Here is a 17,656-nt window from a genome sequence, read left to right on the forward strand (position 1 = left end):
ATTCCTCCTAATTATAAAAAATGAATGGTTTATTACGAAAATATGAACACATCAAAAGGTTTCATTGTGATCCTGCCTTTTAATTTTTCTCCTGTCAGAAGCTCTGTGGCCTCCTTTTCCAAATATATTTCCTGGGGTGTGTCCGCATAATTAAGAAGAAACATATACTTTTCCCCGTTTTGATGCTCGCGGACTGCTAACTCCACTTTTTCAGGCAGTTCTGCCCAATCAATCGGTTGTTTAAGACCCACTTCTTTTAACAGCTCTTCAGCCATTTGCAGGCTAAATACACCGCCGTAATAGTAGGCGAAGCCATTACCGAAAGAATGTTTAACAAGAGCTGGTTTTTCAGCCATATAACCGTTTTTGTAAACAGCTAAAACTTCTGCCTGAGAACTTTCCACCTTTAAAACTTCATTAAAGCGAGTGGATGAAAACTCTCTGTCTTCTCCACCAGTCATAACCACTTCGGGTGCCTTTTGATGGGGCCCTACTAAGGTAAAGTCCTCAACGGATATCCCGCAAAGTTCGCTTACAGTACCTGGGAATGGCAGCATATAACAATGGCCATGCTCATTTTTATAACCCGTTCTAGCTCCGAAAATCAGCTTTCCACCTTGAAGAACGTATTCTTTCAATAGATTGGCGATTTCATCCGTTAAAATAGTTGGATGAGGGTAAATCAACAATTTATAACGAAGAAGCTCTTCGAGACCCATAGTTGGTTTGATATATAAAGCATCCACAGGAACATGGTTATACTGAAGCGCTTTCAACCATGCAGAAACACTTTCCTGTTCAAATGGTCCATGCCAATGATCCAATTCTCCGTCCCATTCATTATCATAATCTTTAAGAATGGCGACTTCAGCCTTATAATGTGCCCCAGCTATTTTTCCACTGATTTTATTAATCTCCTTCCCTACTACTCTGGCTTCTTCTACCCGACGGTTTGGACGATTATGATAGTCATTGATGCCATGCCAATAAATTTCGGTTCCAAAGGCGGCTGTTCTCCACCGAAAATAAAGCACCATATCTGCTCCATGGGCAATCGATTGATAGGTCCATAATCTCATTTGGCCTGGTTTTGGGGAAGGCTGTTCCATTCTGTTCACCCAGCCTCCTGGGCCTGATTGCTGTTCAAACACAGCAAAGGTTGGGGAAATGCTTCGTACCGTACTTAAATTCCAGCTCCACTTTCGATCAAGCAGCGGCTTCTCCCCATTATCAGGATAAATAGTACTGAAGTTTGGATAAGAATCATATGCGATAAAATCAAGAAGCTCCTCTGTCATTTTATGATTATCTAAATGTCCAAAAAGTCCATTAGTTGTGACCCACTGATTCGGTGCCTCTCCTCTTAATATTTCCGCTTGTAAAGAGGCAAAGGAGATGGCGCTATCTGAGATAAAACGTTTTTCATCTAATGCCTGGTGAGGATTCGGTGAATCACTGACAGTGGGTCTGGTTAAGAAAACTTGCTCCCAGTCTGTGTATGTCTGATTCCAAAAGACAGCTCCCCATGCTTTATTGAGCTGTTCCAAGGTCCCATATTTCGTTTGCAGCCAAGTGCGAAATGCCTTATGGTCAGCCTCTGAGTAAAATACATTGATCTCACAATTTAGTTCATTATCAATCTGCCAGCCGATAACAGCCGGATGATCCTTGTAGTGCTTCGCCATCTTCTGAACAATTCTTGCTGAAAGCTCACGATAAATCGGAGCATTATAATTATAATGCCTCCTTTGTCCATGCTGATATGGAACCCCATCCTGTGATACATTCAAAACTTCCGGATATTTGTGTGTCAGCCAAGCCGGCGGCGTTGCAGTTGGGGTCCCCAGAACAACCTTTAGCCCATGTTTGTCAGCCAAGTTTAATGCTCTGTCAAAAAAGTCAAAGGAAAAATTCCCTTCCTCCGGTTCGAAAATCGACCAGGCGAATTCCGCCATCCTTACAATGGAAAAACCCAGTTCCCGCATTCTTTTATAATCATCTTCCCAAAGTCCCTCAGGCCAATGCTCTGGATAATAACATGCTCCTAACTGAATATTTGGTACCTGTAGTGCTTTCATGACTTTCCCCCTCATCAACATTTCTTTGCTCATTCCCACTATGTTTGTTGGGTGGCTAAATAAAGTATATAGATAACAGCCTTTTGAAGAAAAAAAGAACACAGCTTATATATTCGTTTATTAATAGACATGTTCCTTCTATTATTATTCTTTTTCCTTCATTTTCTCCTCCTTAGAATCTATAAGTTAATCAATTTTTTCTTCACATCCTCGTTTCTATTTATTAATTTCGTTGTGAAACTCAAAAGAACCATGCTTACAATCATTGTACCAAGCATCAATAAAAATGGAATTCGCGGATCAATCTTATAGGTCACCCCGCCTATAATTCCAGCAGGTGAGATAAATAGCAGCAATATAACCTGCAAAATGGAGGATACATTCGCTCGGCTATCATCTTCCATTACGTTAGCAACGGTAGCTTCTAAATATGGAGTTGACAACAATAGACCTGCCGATGAAAGAATGGTGCTGAAAATAATCTGAGTCATGTTTCCTGACTTCGCTGTAAGCACCAAAATGCAGGAAACCATCATAAAAGAAAAACCGATGGCAATGTAATGGAAATTAAATTCTTCCCGAAACCGCGGGATTACAAAAATAAGCAAAAAAAGCATGCACACGGATGAAATGGCCGGGAATACACCTAAAATGGATTTACTGAGCGTAAGTTTCTCAGTTAGATAGATGGATAAATACGTATTTTGTATCGTTAATTGGAATTGAAATAAAACATAGATAGAAAAAATCAATAAAAGCGGATAATTGTTTAAGAGATTTCTTCCCGTTTTAACATAGTCAAATAACGTATGTTTAAGGTTCATGTTCGACGATTCCCGGCGCTTCTTTATCCCGACCGTTGTTTCATGGGTCATGAGATGGCGAATGATAAACATAGAAGTCATACTAAAAAAGGAAATAAGGTACATTAGACGAACCCCTGATATAAGCCCCATTTTATTTACCATCAGACCTCCTACAGGTGCAAACAGTCCGCCAACAACCGTAATAAATTGTAGGACTGTGTAAACCATAGATCGTTGCTTTGGCTCTGTATCCTCAACAAGTAAGCATGTCCAGGCAATATGTGGCACTTTTTGGAAGGCGTTTACAATGGCTGCAGCAACAAAAAACCAAAAATTTTGTGATACTGCCCAAATCAGTGTGGCTACCGACCAACTCAACATATCAAATATTAATAGAGCCCTTTTCCTCCCCATCCTGTCCGTTAGAAAACCGCTAATAAAGGAAGAAAAAATTTGGACTGCAAGTCCCAAACTTGTAATAATACCAATTTGCTGCTCATTAACACCCAGCTCAAGCATATAAAGCGATGCATAGGTAACAAATAAGCTATACGGAATTATAAACATTGGTTCCACAACCATGCATGCTCTTGGATTGCCTCTAATTTGTTTAAACAAGGTCAATGCCCCCTTTTTAACTATGTTAAAAAAATGATTTCCTCAATAATTCTATGATCTTATCTTCCATTTGTTTATATTATATGGTAATTTTAGAATTATAGGAATCTTCTAAAAAGAATGGTGGTGTTTTGTTATGAAACTAGTTAAGAGTAACTTCTACGCAGCACTTGAAATCTTTTCAAACTTTTTACTTTTAAACCTGCTTTGGGTTCTAATGTGTCTGCCAATCGTTACTATTTTTCCAGCAACGGCTGCACTGTTTGGTGTTGTACGCGAGTGGGTGCTGAAACAGGACTCCAGTGTCTTTCGCTCCTTTTTCAAATGCTATAAAGAAAATTTCAAACAAAGCTTTCCCTTAGGGTTGCTATGGATGGTTTTAATGGCTCTGTTTTATATGAACTTCACTGTAATTAGTCAGCTCGGCTCCATGGGAAAAATGTTCTTTACTCCACTCCTGTTTTTGGGTGGCCTGTTATTTATATTTGTATCCGCTTTCCTTTTCCCGGTCATGGTTCATTATCGATTGAATTGGATTAACCTTTTAAAAAACTCATTAATTCTAGCAATCAGTTACTTACCATTTACACTTTTGGTCATTGCTGTTTTATTGGCGATGGCAGCAGCTTTCTTCTGGCAGCCAATCACCTTTTTATTAATTTTTAGTGTTGGTGCCTATCTGATTTTCTTTATTTCCAATAATTTGTTTATAAAAACTGAACAAATTCGTTTTTCTATTAAAAAGAGCGGGATCTAACTATGAGGATCCCGTTTTTCTTTCATTTGGATGCAGAAGAACTATTTTTTCTTCTTCCAATTGAATCTTTATTTTATTCATATCTTTTATGCCAATTGCCTCTAAATACTCCCGGGGAATTTGGACTCTTCCTGCCCTATCAAGTACTGCCAATTCAATATGTGTGTCTCTTTCATGATTTTCATCGTTTTCAGATGCCACCGAAAATTTTTTTGAATAGGAGCGTCTAATAATTTCACTAGAAGTACGACCATCACGAATGGCTACTACCCGATCCATTTTTTTCATAAGCTCGGTATCATGTGTTACAACCACGATTGTTACTCCAAGCGATCGGTTAATCTCCCGGAAAACATCCAGAATGATGTCTGCCGTTTTTGAATCCACACTCCCTGTGGGTTCATCTGCCAGAAGCAAACTTGGATTGTTAGCAAGAGCAATGGCGATTGCCACTCTTTGCTGCTCTCCGCCTGACAGCTGGTCAAGCCGATGCTTTAAACGATGCCCCATTCCCACTCCTTCTAACAGTTCTATTGCCCGTTCCCGCTTCCGCCTTCCTCCTTTTAACAGCATCGGAAGTTCTACGTTTTCAATAACTGACAAATAGGGAATTAAATTTCTTGCGTTATTTTGCCAGACAAAACCAACCGTTTCCAATTTATATTTAACTATATCTTTATCGGACAATCGCAGAAGATCTTTGCCATCCACTATCAGTTTCCCAGCTGTAGGGCGGTCTAAACCGCCAAGTAAGTTTAACAAAGTTGATTTGCCGCTTCCGCTGTTTCCGATAATCCCCATTACTTCCCCTTTTTCTACTTCTAACTCAAGGCCTTGCAAAGCGATCACTTCTTGTTCATTTTTCAATTTGTATATTTTCACCAAATCCTGACATTTTATCATCTTTAGTCCTCACCTAACTTAATGGCTTGATGGATACGAATTTGTTTTAAAAAGAAGACAAATATGGTCAAACCGGCCGCTAACATAAAGAAAACAAAGAAATAGATTTTCGTTCCATCACTTGCTTGAAACAAAACCCGGAATGGTGGAACCATTTCTTTTGGATCAAACGAAAGCTGAAAAAGAGGAACAAATAAAGTACTTGTAAGCTTGCCGAGAATAATTCCAAAGAAACAAGCAATACCTGATGTAAATAACTGTTCCCATATTAAAATACTGTATAATTTACGACTTGACATTCCCATCGCAAGATACACACCATACTGCAAGGTTCTCGATCGAATGGTCAATACCCAATAAAGAATAAAGCCAATTAATGTTACCAAAAGAGCGATCATAAACCCCAATGTCAAGGTTCCATTTAAGCCTAATAAAAACGCACTGTTTTTCAATTCAATAATCTTTGGGGTGATATCGCTTATGCCAATAACCGGCAGCTTTTGATTACTGATTTCTTTATATACGGAAGCCCTGGAGACATTTTTCTTTACTTTCATCCATACTTCATATGGTTCTAAACCCAACGTATTTTGGATATAAGTGAGATTAGCCACAATGATGGATGATGGATCGTCTGTATTTTCCCCTTTTTCCATAGGATTAAAGGAAGGCCAGTACTCTACTATTCCAAATACAACAAATTCAACAGGAATAGAATTTTCTGCTTCTATGGTTAAATAATCTCCTACCTTGATGCCTAAATCAGCAGCAATTGATTTCGAGATTAATACGCTGCTTGGCTCACTGGATAATAGGTTAAGATAGTTATACCAATGATGAGGCAATAAAGACGGATCAAACCAAGCTGTCTGCCCAAATTCTTTCGGTTCAATTCCCATTAAGCTGGCGGAAAAAAGTTTTTTTCCGTTTGCTTCTACTTTCATATTTTCTTTTCGAAATACCTTTGCCACGTGTTCGACACTTTTCAACTTTAAAAAGGGATCAAATGGCGGTTCGGAGTACACCACTTCCTGGGGAGAGGCTTTTTTTTCCTCATTCTCTTTTCCATTTGTCATTACTGGGGAAGAACCGATTGTTTCGTTACTGTCCCATTTTAATCTGAGGGAAATATCGGCTCCATTTTTATAGCGAATTTGCTGCTCAAGATTAGTATTGATCGTTCTTGCCGAGCTTGCGCTAAACACACCTACTCCAATTGTCATGATCAAAAACAGCATTAAAAACTGATATTGTTTTGATGAGCGGCTTACTTGGATAAAAGTACTATAAAGGGGCAGTGACCAAAATCGGCCGCCTGCTTTTCCCAACACTTTTAAAACAAAAGGATACAATCTTAATACCAGCAATCCCATACCAATAATGAACAGAACAGGGATAAAGAAAAGCAGAGGATCGACAAATAATTCACCATTCGAATTTGATAGTGTCAACCATTCTTTTTGTCTCTGCTTAAAGGTATATAGCCCATAAAATGAAATGGCTACTAGCAAAATATCAGCCAAAATCAAGAATCTATGCTTACTATAGTCAAAATGGGCTAAATTTTGTTTATGATGGACAATACTTTTTCTTGATGATTGGTAAACAGGAATCATCACCATGATAATCGAGATAGCTACGGCACAAAAAGCATAAAGATATCCCTGGCTGCTAAGCTCTAGTTTTAAACTGTCTCTCTGAATAAACTCCAAAAATCCATTCGAGGCTCCAAGAATTTTGCATAACCATAAACCAAAGAGCGGTCCCATTACGAAAGATGCCAGTCCGAGCAAGCTTATTTCTAAAAAGTAAATCCATACTATTTGCTGTCTTTTAGCACCTCTGCTTGCTAAAACAGCCATTTCATTTAACTGGCGATCAATAATCAGGCGAATCACCATCATTAAATATATTGCCATCATGATTAGAATGGGGATATTTAACGACCATAGCATGGTTGTTAATTGACGTTCTTTTGCTTTGTATCTGGATAGGATATCCTCAATTGGAAAATCGATTAGAATCATCGATTTATTGATTTTACTGACTTTCTCATTTATGCTTCCTGTCAGCTCTAACAAACGCGGGATATGATTTGTATTTATAGACTTATAATCAAAAGCGGTATAAAACCTCGTGTTTCCCAATAAATTCTTTTTCTGTGTGACAAATAGTTTACGGAAAAGCTTTTCTGGTAAGATAAAGTCATCCGTGTATCGTTCAGGAGGAGCTTCCCAATAAGGATCCCGTTCATCTTTTTCCTTAAACGTCCCCACTGGTTTAACCATTATCTCCTCTTTTCCTTCTCCTGCTATTAAGATTTTGTTTAAAACAATCTTCCTTTTTTGTAAACTTTTCTCTGGAACCAATACCTCATAAATGCCATCTTTTTCATTTGTGGATGGCCATTTTCCGTCGCTGATCTCAATATGATTTTCTATATTGGATAAACTAACAATCCGCCCAAAGCCCTGTTCACTCGCAGCATCATCTTGTAAAGTTATTTTTAACGGAACTGTACTAATTGAATGGGCTTTTGTAACGATAGGTAAGCTGGTCTCTTTCATTATTTGTTCATTTATTTTTTCGGCACGTACTAAGGATTGGTACGGATTGGACTCAGTTTCCTCTGAAATCCCCATGGAAAGAGAGAAGCTTCCAGGGTATTGATTGGTTTTCGCCTGATGCTCCTCAAGTTCCTTTGTAAGCATTTTATGTAATACTCCAGACGTATATATAGGGATACTTGAAACAAGGGATACGGTTAACAAAAGTCCGAGGAATAAGCTTCCTGTAAGCCAGCGATTATTCAGCATTTTTCTCATGATAATTTTTAATATAGCCATCCGCTCATTCCTCCTACTTCAGAATTACCTCGTCTCCTACGTTCAGTCCCTTGGTTATTTCCACCTCCGTAGCAGAAATAAGGCCAAGCTCAATGTCCATTTCTCTTTTTGTTTTGCCGTCGAGTACCTGGACATAATTTCTTCCTATTCCGGTTCTCAGACCGCTTTTGGGAATAATCAGGGCATTTTCTTTTTGATAGGTAATAATTTCAAAACTGAGGGAATCTCCCACTTTCACTTGGTTTGGCAAATGTTCGATACGGACCAAAATACTTCGCTGATTATCTTCCGTATTTTGTTTCAGTGCATCAGCAGGCACCTCATTAGGAGTTTGAACAACTTTTCCATCTAATGTTTGACCATTTAACGAAACATGAACAGGCATACCAATTTTTACATCGGTTAATTCATTTGCACTTGATGCTGTGTACTTCAACTGTAAATTCGTAGTATCTGCTACTTGCACAATCGATTGGTAAGCTTCTACCTGGTCCCCTGGCTTTAAATCGCTAAGATAGGAAACTACTCCATTTATGGGCGAAATGATTTTAGAATTTGCTTGTAAATTTTGTAGCTTTTGCAAACGGACTTTTGTAATTTCTACATCCAGTTTCGCTTTTTCAATGGAATATGTGTCTGCCCCCTGTGCCACAAGTTGCTTTATTTCCACATTTGCCTTTTCTAACTCAAGTTGCGCTTGTTGAATATCGAAAACAAGGTTCCCAGTCTCCAAATCTACTAAAGTTTGGCCTTTTTTAACCAAATCTCCTTCAGCCACATAAACCTTTTCAATCCGTCCACCAGACTCCCGATAATACAAATTATGGCTGCCTGACGGAACTAAGCTGCCCATACCTTGAACACGTTTGACTATTTTTCCCTTTGTTGCTTTTGCCGTTTTATATTCAATCTTCGCTGGTTCAATAAGTGGAGGGGCAAGAACGGATTCTTCCTTTGGCAGAATGGAACAGGAGGTTAACAGTAATAATGGAGTGATGAGTAAACTACTTTTCCAGAAAGATCTTTTTTTGCTCATATGTAATCCCGCCACTTTCCAATGTGTAAACATCGTCTATCACCTCTAATAGGCTGTTATCATGGGTTGTCATCACAATAGTTGTTTGTTTATTTCTGGTTAGCTCCTGAAAAATCTCGATCACTTGAAAGGCCATACTGCTATCAAGCTCGGCAGTTGGTTCATCAGCCAAAATTAGTGCGGGACCGGGAGCAATCGCTCTTGCGATAGCGCATCTCTGCTGCTCCCCGCCGGAGAGCTGAAAAGGAAGATGATTCGCTCTTTTCGTTAATCCAACTAATTCAATCGTATCCTTAATCCTTTTTTTCCACTCTAAGGAGGGAATCTCCGATATACGGAGGCCAAACTCAATGTTTTCCTCTACCGTCATAAGAGGAATTAATCCAAAGGATTGAAAAATGAACCCTATACTTGTCCTCCGCAGCTTTTCCTTTTCCTTTTTCGAAAAGTCATTCAGCAGCTTCCCGGCAAAATGTATTTCTCCACTCTCTGGTTCATCCAATGCTCCCATTAAATTAAGAAGGGTTGTTTTTCCCGAACCAGATCTCCCTTTTAAAGCTACTAAACTATTAGGTTCAATTGAAAGGGTGATCCCTTTTAAGACTTCGAATTTCTGCTGTCCCTTACCAAACGAGTGATAAACATTCCTAACTTTGACTATCGGCTCCATACTCTCTCCCCACATTTAACTGTACTATTAAATTCCGTGAAAGCATGAAACATGGGCACCCGTGCCCATGTTTCATGTCGATTGTAGAATAGATATGTTATCTTCCCGCCTTAGATTTTAGGTTTTCAATATTAATCAAGGAACTTTCCATCGGATCACCATCAAACTGTTCCTGCTCAACGATATACCAATTGACACCGAACTGGTCCCCTGTATTTAGCAAACCATTAATATCTAGTTCTCCTGAGCCAATTTCAATGCTTCGTTTTACTCCGTCAACCATTTTCATATCCTTAATATGCAAGGAAACCACACGATCACCATATTTTTCAATTATGTCTGTTGGGCTTAGACCTGCATATGTAACCCAATAACAATCTAATTCCACCTTTACAAACTGAGGATCGGTATTTTCAAATAAAATATTAAAGCCGGTTTCTCCGTCAAAAGCTTCAAACTCGAAGTTATGATTATGATAGGCAAAAGTAAAACCATTTTCCCTGCAAGTACGTCCAACTTCATTTAGAACTTCAGCAATTTTTTTATAATCATCACTTGTTTTTCTTATTTCTTCAGGTAAATAAGGACAAATAATTAATCCATTGCCAATTTTTTGGTTATATTCAAGTGTTTGTTTAAGATTTTCACCACGTAGTGTGTCAAGGCCCATATGACTTCCTGCAGCAGTGATTCCCTTTTCATCCAGCACTTTTTTGAGTTCTTCAGCAGGGGTATTAAAAAAACCGGCAAATTGAATCCCATCATATCCCATATCCGCGATCCGTCTTACTGTTCCCAAAAAATCTTTTCCTGCCGCATCTCTAACTGAGTAGAGTTGCAATCCGATTTTCCCCATTGTCCCTCTCCTTTTTTCGTAATTTTTAAAACAAGTTTATTTAATAGAACCTTCTGTTAAACCTGCAATAAATTGTTTACTAAACAGTAAGAATACAATGAGAATAGGCAAAGTGGCCAAAAATGTTCCATTTAAAATCATGGCGAAATCTTGATAATAGGCGCCGTTAAGTGTTCTTAAGGCAATTTGGATCGTTTGCACACTACGGTCTTTAAGGACGACAAGCGGCCACAGGAAGTCATTCCAAACGCCCATAAAGGTAAGTAGTCCTAACGTTGCCAATGCCGGGCGAATCGATGGGAGTGTTATATTCCAATACAATCGGAAGTTTGAACATCCGTCCATTCTTCCTGCGTCCATTAATTCGTCCGGGATCGTCGCCGATATATACTGCCTCATCCAGAAAACTCCAAACGCATTTACCATTCCGGGAACAATAACAGCGTTGAGGCTGTTAATCCAGCCCAACTTACTCATAATCATATAAGAAGGAATTAAACCTAATTGGGAAGGAACCATCATTGTCCCCAGGACAAAAAGAAACCAGTATTTTTTACCCTTAAATTGGAGCTTTGCAAAGGCAAAACCTGCTAGGGAACAAAAAAATAGAACTGTAATCATAACAACAGTGGAGGAAATAACAGAGTTCCCGATCGCTGCAAAGAAATCAATATTACTAAACACCTTGTGAACATTGACCATAAAGTTTGCACCCGGCAGCATCGCTGGCGGGAATTTGTTTATAGCTGCAGTGTTATTTGAGCCAATGACAAGCATCCAATAAAAAGGGAAAATAGATAAAAAGGTTATAAAAATTACCACAGCATACACAATAATTCTTCCTGGGCTATACCACTTTACTCCTACTTCTTTCATATTCTCACTTCCTTAATCTGCAGATTTGATACGATTTGTAAGAAATTGGTTAACAACTGAGAATAGAACAATAATTATGAATAACACCCATGCAATGGCAGATGCATATCCAAATGAGTTACGGACAAACGCCTCTTCATATAAGTAAAGTGTCAATGTTAGGCCCTGCTTTATTGGTCCTCCCCCAGCACCCGAAAACATTAATGGTTCGGTAAAAATCTGCATTCCACCAATGGTAGAGAGGATAACCGTAAACATAATCATTGGACGAATCATCGGAATTGTAATTTTAAAGAATTGCTGTGCTTTGCTTGCTCCATCAATCGTTGCTGCCTCATATAAATCCTTTGGAATACTTTGAAGTGCAGCTAAATAAATAATTGCATTATAGCCTGTCCATCTCCACATAACCATCGCAGAAATTGCAACATGTGTTCCAAGATAAGATGCTTTCCAGTTAATCGGATCAATACCAAAAAAGGAAAGTATATAGTTGAGGATTCCGTAATTCTCGCCAAATATAGCACCAAAAATAATCGAAACTGCTACAAGGGATGTGATATTTGGCAAAAATACAGCCAGGCGGAAAAATTCTCTTCCTTTTAAGAAGGACTGATTCAAAATAAATGCCAGTACAAGCGCCATAAACAATTGAGGGATGGTAGAAATAATCCATATACTGAAAGTATTACCTAGAGCTTGCCAGAACATTGGATCAGTAAGAAGTAATGTATAGTTTTTTAAGCCAATGAATTCTTTTGTACCCAATATGTTCCATTTAAAAAAGGAGATATAAGCTGTATAGATAATCGGAAACAACCCAAATATTGCAAATAGGATAAAAAACGGAGAAATATATAAATAACCGGAGATATTGTCCCTGATATTTTGTTTTAAGTACCTTTTTTCTTTTTGAAGTTTCACAGACGATTGCTTTGTATCCACACCTGTATTTACCGCCATTCGTTCTCCTCCTCTCTCAATCTAAAAATTAGAGACTGATAAATCTATCAGTCTCTAATTTTCCATCCTGCCCTAGTTTCGGCTTAACTCACGATCAAGTTGGTTCATTGCCTCTTTCCAGCTCTTCTCAGGAGTGGCCTTTTTGTCACGTACGCGTTTGATTGCATCCCCAATAATTTGTTCGATTTGAATAGATTGCGGTCCTTCAACAATTGGTTTTACTGCCTTTGCCGCTTCTGCATAAATCTTTCCTACAGGAGCACCACTAAAATAATCGCTTGTGAAATTCTGTAACTCCTCAGACTCGTAAACTTTTGGAGTTGAAGGGAAGTTACCAGCTTCTTTAAATGTAACTAATTGCTGCTCAGGAGATAACAGCCATTTGATTAATTTATAAGCTTCTTTCGGATGCTTGGATTCTTTTGGAATCGTCAGGAATGATCCTCCCCAGTTCCCGGATCCCTCAGGAAGTAACGTCATGTCCCATTTACCTGCTGCATCAGGAGCATTTTGCTTCATGGAAGTCATCATCCAAGCAGGTGCCAATAAAGTAGCGAAATCACCCTTTGTCATGGCTGTGCCCCACTCCGCCGAAAATTGATCGACATTTGTTGCCAATCCTTTATCAATGATCTCTGCTGCATATTTATAGGCCTTTTGGATTTGCGGATTGTCTTTTACAATTACCTTGCCATCTTTATCAAAATACTTTTGATCGCCTTGACCTTCAATTACGGAATACATTCCATTAGGCGTATCAATCAGGGCCTTGCCTGTTTTTGCTTTGATTTGTTCTCCGATTTTTATGTAATCATCCCAAGTTGTCATTAACTTTGCCACTTCGTCGCGGTTTGTCGGTAAACCCGCCTGCTGAAACACATCTGTTCGATAAGCCATTGCCTGCGGCCCAATATCAGTCGGGATACCTAATAAATATTTCCCGTTCTGGGTTTCTGACTGCTTCCATTTCCAATCAAAGTAATCCCCTTTGATATCCTCTGCTCCTAAATCATACAGATTATAGAAATGTTCTGGATTCGCTTTCATTTTATCGATCCCTTTTACCTCTACAGCAGAGATATCAGGTGCGCCACTGCCAGCTGCCAAAGCTGTTGTTAGGTTATTGTGAACATCATCGAAACTTGAAGTTTGGATATCTACGTCAATATTGTTTTCTTTTGCATACTGTTTAATCTGTTTTTCAATACCCATACCCGGCCATATCCAGATAGTGAGTTTTGTCTTTCCTCCGCTGCCGCCGTCTTTTTCTGCTCCCCCTGATGTGTCCTTTGCTTGACAGCCTGCCATTGCTATTAGCAGCAGCAAACTCAAGGCTAAAACTAGAAACTTTCTAAAACGGAACGCTTTAACCATTTAATAGATTCCCCCTTTTTTAGAATTCTTCTAACATAGTTTTTCCATCAAACTATGTTTCGAGTATATTCTGATAATTCAGTCTTGTCAATACATTTTGTGCAAGCGTTTACAACTAATTTTCGACACTATTCATCTATCGATTGATCCCGTTAACCTACTTCTAAAATCCCTATTACTTTGACCTATTCTTCTAACCTTTTTTACAAGATTTCACATAAAAACCCCGCCTTTTTAAGACGAGGTTAAATTCTACCATTTTTCATTTTCTAGGCAGTTGTAGATACTTGATTTTGGACCAAAACTTTTTTCTCCCATGCCCTGCTTTTCCATCTTAAGAACATTGTAATCCCTCTAAACCACTCATCTACAATAAAGGCGATCCAAATACCAGGCAGCCCGATTCCGAGATGGATACCCAAAAAGTATGCTAGTGGAACACAAATTCCCCACATCGAGATAACCGCCATTTTAACAGAAATGGTTGTATCACCAGTCGCCCTCAGTGAACTTATCACAACTAGGTTAAACGTTCTGCCTGGTTCAAGAATTAAACAAAACATTAATAGTTTACTCCCCAAGGAAATAATCTCTTTATCGTCTGTAAAAACCCCTAAAAGTGATTCGCGGAAGAAGGTAATCACTATCGCTACCACAATGGTAATAGTAAAGCTGTACTTTAAGCTTTTTAATAATTGGCGATAGGCACCATCAAAATCCCCTGCCCCAGCCTTGTATCCTATTAAAATCTGTGTTCCCTGCCCCATGGCCATGCCAAATAGAAGAATATACGACATGACATTCTGTGTATAAACACGGGTGGTTAAAGAAGCTGCACCAAGGATGGCAATAATCGAGGTTATGACCAACTGACTAGCGTTGTAGCAGATCTGCTCACTAGCAGCTGGAATTCCAACTTTTAAGATTTTCTTTATTTGTGTAACATCAATCGTTAGATAATCCTTTAATTTTATATTCAAAGGTATCCGTTTATACATAATCATGATAATGACTGAGAGTGCTATGGTCCGGCTTATTCCAGTGGAGATTGCCGTACCCTTCACACCCATTTCAGGGAATCCTAATAAACCAAAAATCAATATACTATTTATAGCTAAATGAATGACGTTCATGAACATGGAAACAAACATTGCATCTCTCGTGTAGCCATTAGCCCTAAGTATAGAGGAAACAGTTTGCAATAATGCCTGTATAAAAAGAGTTCCTCCAACTATAGAAAGATATTGGTTTCCTAGGCCGGCAAGATGTTCCGGGAGATGAAAGAATGCCAAAAATTCACTTTTAAAAACGACCATAATCAAACTTATCACTAAACCAACGATGAAATTGAGGCTGATCGAAATGGTGGTTATTGTTTTAACCAGTTCATGTAAACCCGCCCCTAAATATTGGGAGAGAACGACCACTGTCCCCATCGAAACACAATTAAAGATTAGAATGGTAAAGACAACGAGTTGATTCGATACTCCCACTGCGGCAACTGCATCATCAGAAATATGGGACAGCATGATGGTATCAGTACTGCCCATTATGATTTGCAGAAATAATTCGATAAAAATTGGCCAGGTTAATTTAAGCAAACTCATTTGTGGTGCTGTTCCTTGGCTTTTTAAATTACCCATTACCTATCCACCTTTTGCAAGAAGGCAGAAAACATGAACACATTGATTTAATAGATTTTTCTCTTTTGCTCATCCGCAATCCCTGATTTTCTATAAAAATAGGTGTTAATGGTATCCCGCCACTCTTTTGAATGTTCTACTTGTTCTTCCAATCTATTTAATATATCTTCATATCGCTCAGAATTTATGCGACCCTTTAATGCTGCCCATCTTTCCTTTAATTCCTCTGCTTCTTGAACACCCTCAAAATGGGTATTATAAATATGTTGAATGACTGTTACACCCGATTTTAATTTATGTTTATATGGTACGTGGTGGAAGAACAGCAACAATTCATCTGGACAGGTTTCAAGTGAATCATACATTTTCGTATTCTCTCTAAAATACTGTTCGGTGTAACCTGTCCCAGTTTTGATTGTTCGATCAACTCCTATGCCATCGCGGTCTGCAAAATGATACGTCCCCCAAACCGAATATTCATAACCATCCACATTCGGTCCATAGTGACGACCCGGATTCACCATCCAGCCAACCCCAAGCGGGGAGGTATACTGCTCATAAATTTCCCATGATTTCAGGAGCATATGGCTGACATGTTCATTAACCAATTCATCTTGACCAAACGTTTGGCCAATCCATTCATTTGTAATCGTTTCTGCTTGAAGGTCTGGATTCCAGGTTAACCGGCCAAAGCCGTATAGGTTCGCTTGCGCTAATGTATGTCCGGACCAATTATAGTCATTACCAATATTTGAAACAGCCGCAATCCCTGAATAGCGGTACGGAAACATCGAACCATCGACCACATGTTTTACCGGTGAACTTTCCCCATTTGCAAATGTGTCAAAATCAAGGACTTCTTTCCATTGGGGAACTAAATAACAAAGATGTTTTTGCTGCCCTGTGTATTCTTGTGTTATTTGAAACTCCATCATTTGGTTTGTTTGCGGCATGGCGCCAAATAATGGAGAAACCGCCTCCCGGACTTGGAAATCCATTGGACCATTTTTAATCTGCAAGATAACATTCTCATGGAACTTTCCATCTAGCGGCTTGAAGTGGTCATAGGCCGCCCTTGCCCGGTCGGTTGAGCGATCACGCCAGTCCTGCAAACAGTTATAGACGAAACATCTCCAAATCACTAACCCGTTAAACGGCTCCAATGCTTCGGCAAGCATATTTGCTCCGTCTGCATGATTACGGTTGTATGTAAATGGTCCAGGACGGTGCTCTGAGTCTGCTTTGACTAGGAATCCCCCAAAATCAGGAATAAAGCGGTAAATTTCTTTCGCCTTATTTTTCCACCATTCTTTCACCTTAGAATCCAATGGATCTGCGGTTTCCAAATCGCCCAGTTGAATCGCACTTGCATAATTGATACTAAGAAATGTTTTGATTCCGTAAGCTCTAAATATACTGGCAACTTCCGCTGCTTTTGGAAGGAAGCTTGCAGTAATTAAATGGGTTTCTACTTCGTGGACATTCACATTATTAATGGCAATAGCATTGATCCCCACAGAGGACAGTAATCTTGCATAATCTTGAATCCGGTTAAAATCCTCTGAAAAGGAATGATCCTTGTAGAAAATGGATTTCCCTGCATAGCCACGCTCGATACTGCCATCCATGTTATCCCATTGATTAATCATTCTTAATTGATTTTTCGGGCTCTCAATAATGTTTACATCTTTTAAACTTTCTCTATTTTGCATCAATCTTAACAGATGAAAAGTGGCATATAATACCCCTGCATCCCTTTTTCCTAATAAATAAATAGTTTTATTACCCTTTGTGGATACCGACTTGATCATATAGCCATCCTCATTGATTTGTTTAAAATCAATGTCTATCTCATTGTCTAGCAAATTGAATTCTTTCATAGTAGCTAACACAATACGATTTTTAGGTTTAAGCCCCGAAGAAACTTCTGGATGGATATCCAGCATAGAAGAAAGAGCCTTACTAAGCTCATTTTGTGCTGATTCTATCACAATTGAATCGGAAAGACTTACAATATTTTCGGTCCATGTCTGATACTCTTTCAACAAAGCGGCATCATCTATTTTTTTATACTGCAGCCATGCGGCATAGCTTTCTTTATGATCAACTTTGTACTGTTCGGTAATATCTAAACCGATCGTACCGCTTGTATTCATCATTTGTCATCCTCCATCAACTGTGAAAACTAAGAGATTGTCGAACGCATCTCAAAACATAAGCTAGTTTCATT

The 17,656-nt window shown here is 38.9% G+C and carries 13 protein-coding genes; 1 reads left to right on the forward strand and 12 read right to left on the reverse strand.

Features of this window, described 5'->3' with window-relative positions:
- Positions 1–32: 32 nt before the first annotated feature.
- Both CVD27_RS27110 and CVD27_RS27115 read right to left on the reverse strand, forming a co-directional pair.
- On the reverse strand, positions 33–2,078 hold the full coding sequence (locus CVD27_RS27110; RefSeq protein ID WP_257984511.1) for a beta-galactosidase: 2,046 nt from the start codon (positions 2,076–2,078) through the stop codon (positions 33–35).
- Positions 2,079–2,257: 179 nt separating this feature from the next.
- A complete protein-coding gene (locus CVD27_RS27115) occupies positions 2,258–3,502 on the reverse strand; it encodes an MFS transporter (protein WP_257984512.1) in 1,245 nt (414 codons plus the stop codon).
- Positions 3,503–3,638: 136 nt separating this feature from the next.
- On the opposite strand from CVD27_RS27115, the gene CVD27_RS27120 reads away from it, so the two are divergent.
- The gene (locus tag CVD27_RS27120; protein ID WP_101652317.1) at positions 3,639–4,259 is read left to right on the forward strand and encodes a YesL family protein; all 621 of its coding nucleotides are present in this window, start codon (positions 3,639–3,641) and stop codon (positions 4,257–4,259) included.
- On the opposite strand, the gene CVD27_RS27125 is transcribed toward CVD27_RS27120, so the two are convergent.
- The 10 genes from CVD27_RS27125 to CVD27_RS27170 form a co-directional block, all read right to left on the reverse strand.
- Positions 4,260–5,162, reverse strand: coding sequence for an ABC transporter ATP-binding protein (locus tag CVD27_RS27125; protein ID WP_101652319.1), 903 nt, complete (start codon positions 5,160–5,162; stop codon positions 4,260–4,262). It lies immediately after the preceding gene.
- Positions 5,163–5,164: 2 nt separating this feature from the next.
- Positions 5,165–8,008, reverse strand: coding sequence for an ABC transporter permease (locus CVD27_RS27130; RefSeq protein WP_101652321.1), 2,844 nt, complete (start codon positions 8,006–8,008; stop codon positions 5,165–5,167).
- Between the two features lie 13 nt (positions 8,009–8,021).
- Positions 8,022–9,044 carry an efflux RND transporter periplasmic adaptor subunit gene (locus CVD27_RS27135; protein ID WP_180960471.1) on the reverse strand — a complete coding sequence of 341 codons (1,023 nt, stop codon included), beginning with the start codon at positions 9,042–9,044 and terminating at the stop codon, positions 8,022–8,024.
- Positions 9,013–9,714, reverse strand: a complete 702-nt coding sequence (locus CVD27_RS27140; RefSeq protein ID WP_101652325.1) for an ABC transporter ATP-binding protein — start codon at positions 9,712–9,714, stop codon at positions 9,013–9,015. Before CVD27_RS27140 ends, CVD27_RS27135 begins: the two co-directional genes overlap by 32 nt.
- 97 nt (positions 9,715–9,811) lie before the next feature.
- On the reverse strand, positions 9,812–10,570 hold the full coding sequence (locus CVD27_RS27145; RefSeq protein ID WP_101652327.1) for a sugar phosphate isomerase/epimerase family protein: 759 nt from the start codon (positions 10,568–10,570) through the stop codon (positions 9,812–9,814).
- Between the two features lie 36 nt (positions 10,571–10,606).
- The gene (locus tag CVD27_RS27150; protein ID WP_101652329.1) at positions 10,607–11,446 is read right to left on the reverse strand and encodes a carbohydrate ABC transporter permease; all 840 of its coding nucleotides are present in this window, start codon (positions 11,444–11,446) and stop codon (positions 10,607–10,609) included.
- Between the two features lie 12 nt (positions 11,447–11,458).
- The gene (locus CVD27_RS27155; RefSeq protein WP_101652331.1) at positions 11,459–12,409 is read right to left on the reverse strand and encodes a carbohydrate ABC transporter permease; all 951 of its coding nucleotides are present in this window, start codon (positions 12,407–12,409) and stop codon (positions 11,459–11,461) included.
- Positions 12,410–12,481: 72 nt separating this feature from the next.
- Positions 12,482–13,783, reverse strand: coding sequence for an ABC transporter substrate-binding protein (locus tag CVD27_RS27160; RefSeq protein ID WP_101652333.1), 1,302 nt, complete (start codon positions 13,781–13,783; stop codon positions 12,482–12,484).
- Positions 13,784–14,052: 269 nt separating this feature from the next.
- Positions 14,053–15,426 carry an MATE family efflux transporter gene (locus CVD27_RS27165; protein WP_101652335.1) on the reverse strand — a complete coding sequence of 458 codons (1,374 nt, stop codon included), beginning with the start codon at positions 15,424–15,426 and terminating at the stop codon, positions 14,053–14,055.
- 47 nt (positions 15,427–15,473) lie between these two features.
- Entirely contained in the window at positions 15,474–17,582 is a 2,109-nt protein-coding gene (locus CVD27_RS27170) for an alpha-glucuronidase family glycosyl hydrolase (RefSeq protein ID WP_101652446.1), read from the reverse strand.
- Between the last annotated feature and the right edge of the window lie 74 nt (positions 17,583–17,656).

The sequence above is a fragment of the Neobacillus cucumis genome, from assembly GCF_002860255.1.
Classification (GTDB): domain Bacteria; phylum Bacillota; class Bacilli; order Bacillales; family Cytobacillaceae; genus Neobacillus; species Neobacillus cucumis_A.

Excerpts from the sequence above, each read along its gene's own strand:
- CVD27_RS27150 (WP_101652329.1), bottom strand. The coding sequence starts at position 11,446 with ATGAAAGAAGTAGGAGTAAAGTGGTATAGCCCAGGAAGAATTATTGTG.
- CVD27_RS27120 (WP_101652317.1), top strand. The coding sequence starts at position 3,639 with ATGAAACTAGTTAAGAGTAACTTCTACGCAGCACTTGAAATCTTTTCA.
- CVD27_RS27160 (WP_101652333.1), bottom strand. The coding sequence starts at position 13,783 with ATGGTTAAAGCGTTCCGTTTTAGAAAGTTTCTAGTTTTAGCCTTGAGT.
- CVD27_RS27145 (WP_101652327.1), bottom strand. The coding sequence starts at position 10,570 with ATGGGGAAAATCGGATTGCAACTCTACTCAGTTAGAGATGCGGCAGGA.
- CVD27_RS27140 (WP_101652325.1), bottom strand. The coding sequence starts at position 9,714 with ATGGAGCCGATAGTCAAAGTTAGGAATGTTTATCACTCGTTTGGTAAG.
- CVD27_RS27170 (WP_101652446.1), bottom strand. The coding sequence starts at position 17,582 with ATGAATACAAGCGGTACGATCGGTTTAGATATTACCGAACAGTACAAA.
- CVD27_RS27125 (WP_101652319.1), bottom strand. The coding sequence starts at position 5,162 with ATGATAAAATGTCAGGATTTGGTGAAAATATACAAATTGAAAAATGAA.
- CVD27_RS27130 (WP_101652321.1), bottom strand. The coding sequence starts at position 8,008 with ATGGCTATATTAAAAATTATCATGAGAAAAATGCTGAATAATCGCTGG.
- CVD27_RS27110 (WP_257984511.1), bottom strand. The coding sequence starts at position 2,078 with ATGAAAGCACTACAGGTACCAAATATTCAGTTAGGAGCATGTTATTAT.
- CVD27_RS27155 (WP_101652331.1), bottom strand. The coding sequence starts at position 12,409 with ATGGCGGTAAATACAGGTGTGGATACAAAGCAATCGTCTGTGAAACTT.
- CVD27_RS27135 (WP_180960471.1), bottom strand. The coding sequence starts at position 9,044 with ATGAGCAAAAAAAGATCTTTCTGGAAAAGTAGTTTACTCATCACTCCA.
- CVD27_RS27165 (WP_101652335.1), bottom strand. The coding sequence starts at position 15,426 with ATGGGTAATTTAAAAAGCCAAGGAACAGCACCACAAATGAGTTTGCTT.